Annotated in this window: 5 protein-coding genes; 3 read left to right on the forward strand and 2 right to left on the reverse strand. The window is 72.3% G+C overall.

Annotation, left to right across the window (positions count from 1 at the left end; translation table 11 throughout):
• The coding region (locus ACWEVO_RS31000; RefSeq protein ID WP_452311011.1) for a glycerate kinase at positions 1 to 506 on the reverse strand (506 nt) is incomplete at its 3' end.
• Positions 507 to 574: 68 nt separating this feature from the next.
• Between ACWEVO_RS31000 and nadA the strand changes: the two genes are divergently transcribed.
• From nadA to ACWEVO_RS31015, 3 genes are all read left to right on the forward strand, one after another.
• The gene (nadA, locus tag ACWEVO_RS31005; protein WP_452311012.1) at positions 575 to 1,750 is read left to right on the forward strand and encodes a quinolinate synthase NadA; all 1,176 of its coding nucleotides are present in this window, start codon (positions 575 to 577) and stop codon (positions 1,748 to 1,750) included.
• A 213-nt stretch (positions 1,751 to 1,963) separates the two neighbouring features.
• The gene (murA, locus tag ACWEVO_RS31010) at positions 1,964 to 3,319 is read left to right on the forward strand and encodes a UDP-N-acetylglucosamine 1-carboxyvinyltransferase (RefSeq protein ID WP_452311013.1); all 1,356 of its coding nucleotides are present in this window, start codon (positions 1,964 to 1,966) and stop codon (positions 3,317 to 3,319) included.
• Positions 3,320 to 3,394: 75 nt separating this feature from the next.
• Positions 3,395 to 4,006: a DUF3043 domain-containing protein gene (locus tag ACWEVO_RS31015; protein WP_452311014.1), complete on the forward strand. Its 612-nt coding sequence runs from the start codon at positions 3,395 to 3,397 to the stop codon at positions 4,004 to 4,006.
• A gap of 51 nt (positions 4,007 to 4,057) precedes the next feature.
• Here ACWEVO_RS31015 and ACWEVO_RS31020 read toward each other — a convergent pair whose 3' ends face one another.
• Positions 4,058 to 4,366, reverse strand: a complete 309-nt coding sequence (locus ACWEVO_RS31020; protein WP_452311015.1) for an AzlD domain-containing protein — start codon at positions 4,364 to 4,366, stop codon at positions 4,058 to 4,060.
• Positions 4,367 to 4,483: the final 117 nt, after the last annotated feature.

Below are 4,483 nucleotides of genomic sequence, written 5' to 3' on the forward strand. Positions count from 1 at the left end.
GCCGCGAGGGCCGCCCCGCCGTACGGCAGGGCCCGGCCGGCCTCGTCCAGCGGGGTGACGCCCAGCGGGGTGAGCATGCCGGCGCCGCCGTCGTTGGTGGCCGAGCCGCCCAGCCCGATCACCACGGTCCGCGCGCCCGCCTCGACCGCGGCGGCCACCAGCAGCCCCAGCCCGTACGAGGTGGTGGTCTTCGGGTCGCGCTCGGCGGCCGACAGCAGGTGCAGCCCGCAGGCCTGGGCGCTCTCCAGGTACGCCGTGCCGTCGTCGGTGAGCAGGATCTCACCGGCGGCGGGCCGGCCGAGCGGGTCGACGGTGGGCACCGGCAGCCGCCGCCCGCCGAGCGCCTCGGCGAGGACCGCGACGAACCCCGGGCCGCCGTCGGCGAGGGGCCGGATCAGCAGGTCGTCGCCGGGGGCGACGCTCCGCCAGCCCTCGGCCACGGCGGCGGCCACCTGCTGGGCCGGCAGCGTGCCGGCGAACTTGTCCGGGCAGAGCAGCACGCGCATGCCGAGCAGTGTGGCAGGCCACACCGCGGACGGCTGCGGGGCGGCCGGGCTGTGGGACCATGGAGGGCGTGACTTCGACCTGGGTTGAGCCCTCCAACACCGCCACTGCGCTGCTGCTCCTCGGCCGCGGCAGCGACCCCGCCACCGAGCGTGGCGTGGAGTGTCCGGGTGACCTGCCCGCGCCGAGCGACCCGGACCTGGTGGCCCGGGCGGTGGCGGCCAAGGCCGCGCTCGGCACGAAGGTCTTCGTGCTCGGCCACCACTACCAGCGCGACGAGGTGATCCAGTTCGCCGACGTGACCGGCGACTCGTTCAAGCTGGCCCGCGAGGCGGCCGCCCGGCCCGACGCGGAGTACATCGTCTTCTGCGGCGTGCACTTCATGGCCGAGAGCGCGGACATCCTCACCTCGGACCGGCAGAAGGTGATCCTGCCCGACCTGGCGGCCGGCTGCTCGATGGCGGACATGGCGGTGCTGTCGCAGGTCGAGACCGCCTGGGACGTGCTGACCGAGCTGGGCATCGCGGCGGACACCGTCCCGGTGACCTACATGAACTCGTCGGCGGACATCAAGGGCTTCGTCGGCCGGCACGGCGGCGTGGTGTGCACCTCGTCGAACGCGAAGCGCGCCCTGGACTGGGCGTTCGAGCAGGGGCGGAAGGTGCTCTTCCTCCCCGACCAGCACCTGGGCCGCAACACGGCGGTGCTGGAGATGGGCTTCTCCCTGGACGACTGCGTCCTCTACGACCCGCACAAGCCGGGCGGCGGGCTCACCCCGGAGCAGCTGCGCGACGCGAAGATGATCCTCTGGCGCGGGCACTGCTCGGTGCACGGCCGCTTCACCCTCGACAGCGTCAACGACGTCCGGGAGCGGGTGCCGGGGGTCAACGTGCTGGTCCACCCGGAGTGCCGGCACGAGGTGGTCACCGCGGCCGACTTCGTCGGCTCGACGGAGTACATCATCCGCACCATCGAGGCGGCCCCGGCCGGCTCGGCGTGGGCGGTCGGGACCGAGCTGAACCTGGTCCGCCGGCTGGCGCTGGCCCACCCGGACAAGCAGATCATGTTCCTCGACCGGGCGGTCTGCTACTGCTCGACGATGAACCGGATCGACCTGCCGCACCTGGTGTGGGCGCTCGAGGAATTGGTCGCCGGCCGGGTGGTCAACCAGATCACGGTCGACCCGGACACGGCCCGCCACGCCCGGGCGGCGCTGGACCAGATGCTGGCCCTGCCGGGCGCGTGATCACGCTCGGTCATGCCACTGGTACGGAAAAGCACCGGAATCCCCGGTTCATACCCGCGCTGGTGATGTGACCGATTCCATTTTCGTCACGGAGGGCTATGCTGCCGGGGCGACGACACACGCGGGCCGTTTACACATGGCCGCATTCCGGGTAGCGATGCGCATCGTGGACCCCACCCATCTAACGGCAGCAGAAGCGCGCTGGAGGTTGCGTTGACCGACGACGTCCTGGTCGTACACGGAGGCACTCCGCTTCAAGGGCGGATCCGCGTGCGCGGCGCGAAGAACCTCGTGTCCAAGGCGATGGTCGCCGCCCTGCTGGGCGACACTCCCAGCCGGCTGTTCGACGTGCCGCGGATCCGGGACGTCGAGGTGGTCCGCGGGCTGCTCGGCCTGCACGGGGTGAAGGTGACCGACGGCGAGGAGGACGGCGAGCTCGTCTTCGACCCGTCCAACGTCGAGAGCGCCAGCACCGACCAGATCAACGTGCACGCCGGCTCCAGCCGGATCCCGATCCTGTTCTGCGGTCCGCTGCTGCACCGGCTCGGCCACGCCTTCATCCCCGACCTGGGCGGCTGCCACATCGGTCCGCGCCCGATCGACTTCCACCTCCAGGCGCTGCGGGAGTTCGGCGCGACCGTCGACAAGACCCCGGAAGGGCTGCACCTGTCGGCGCCGAACGGCCTGCACGGCACCAAGTTCGCCCTGCCGTACCCGAGCGTGGGCGCCACCGAGCAGGTGCTGCTCACCGCGGTCATGGCCGAGGGCGTGACCGAGCTGCGCAACGCGGCGGTCGAGCCCGAGATCGTCGACCTGATCTGCGTGCTGCAGAAGATGGGCGCGATCATCAAGGTGCACACCGACCGGGTGATCGAGATCCAGGGTGTGAAGCGGCTCAGCGGCTACACCCACCGGCCGATCCCGGACCGGATCGAGGCCGCGAGCTGGGCGGCGGCGGCGCTGGCCACCCGCGGCCACGTCGAGGTGCTCGGCGCCCAGCAGGCCGACATGATGACCTTCCTCAACATCTTCCGCTCGGTGGGCGGCGAGTACGAGGTGACCGACCTGCGCCCGCCGCGGGGCGGCAAGCCCGGCCAGGAGGGCGGCATCCGGTTCTGGCACCCGGGCGGCGAGCTGAACGCCGTGGCGCTGGAGACCGACGTCCACCCCGGCTTCATGACCGACTGGCAGCAGCCCCTGGTGGTGGCGCTGACCCAGGCCCGGGGCCTGTCGATCGTCCACGAGACGGTCTACGAGCAGCGGCTGGGCTACACCGAGGCGCTGAACTCGATGGGCGCCAACATCCAGGTCTACCGGGACTGCCTGGGCGGCACCCCGTGCCGCTTCGGCCGGCGCAACTTCAAGCACTCCGCGGTGATCGCCGGCCCGAGCAAGCTGCACGCGGCCGACCTGGTCATCCCGGACCTGCGGGCCGGGTTCAGCCACCTGATCGCGGCGCTCGCCGCCGAGGGCACCTCCCGGGTGTACGGCGTCGACCTGATCAACCGCGGCTACGAGGACTTCGAGGCCAAGCTGGCCGATCTGGGCGCGCACGTGGAGCGTCCGTAACATCACACCGCCTTGCCGTCGGCCCGGTGCACCCGCGATGTGCACCGGGCGCGGCCGGTTGGCTACCCTTGCCGCGTGCCGTCGCTGTTTCGCCGTAAGCCCGCCGACCTCGTCGAGGAGTCCGTCACCACGGTGACCCCCGACGAGGAGTCCACCGCCGCCCGCTCCCGGGGTTACACCCCGAGCAAAAAGGAGTTGGGGCGGGTCACCCCGAAGCGGCCGACCGCCGGCCGCCGCCCGGGCGGCGCGCCGAGCAAGCCGCTGACCAAGGAGGAGGCCCGGGAGCAGCGCCGGGCGGCCCGCGCCGAGGCGGCGTCGGAGTTCCGCCGCGAGGGCGGAGCCCGCGACCGGGGTCCGGAGCGGCTGCTGGCCCGCAACGTGGTCGACTCGCGCCGTACCGTCGGCACCTGGTTCTTCGGCGGCGCGCTGATCGTGCTGATCGGCTCCAACCAGGCCATGCCGCCGATCGTCCGGCTGCTCTCCAACGTGCTGTGGGGCCTGCTGGCGCTCGGTGTGGTGATCGACTCGGTGCTGATCTCCCGCAAGATCAAGAAGCTGGTGCGGGAGCGGTACCCGAAGAGCACCGAGCGGCTCGGCTCGCTCTACTTCTACGCGATCATGCGCTCGATCACGTTCCGCCGGATGCGCGCCCCGCAGCCCCGGGTGAACATCGGCGACCCGATCTGATCCAGGCTGCCCCGGCCCCTTCCCGCCGTGCGGGGAGGGGCCGGATCGCGTTCAGGCCACGCCGAGCAGCCGCAGCAGTGCGGTCGTGCCGGCGGCGCCGACCACGACCAGGAGGAACGGCGCCCGCCGCCAGGCGAGGGCCACCCCGACCAGCACTCCGGCGGGCCGGGCGTAGCCGGCGAAGCCGCCCGCCTCGGTCAACGCGGCCGTCGCCACCAGGGCGGCCAGCAACGCGGCCGCGCCGACCGGCAGCAGCCGCCGGGACCACTCGGGCAGTTCCAGCCGGTCGCGCAGCAGCACGCCGGCGGCCCGGAAGGCGTACGTGCCGACGGCCAGGGCGAGGATCACCGCGATCAGCACGACCCCTCCCCCCGCTGTTCGGCCAGCCGTACCAGGGCGAGACCGTGAACCCCTTGGACGTGAGGTAGTCCTTCTGGGAGAGGTTGGCCGCCGGTACGTATCCGTAGTCGATGTCAC

It is taken from the genome of Micromonospora sp. NPDC003776, assembly GCF_053605645.1.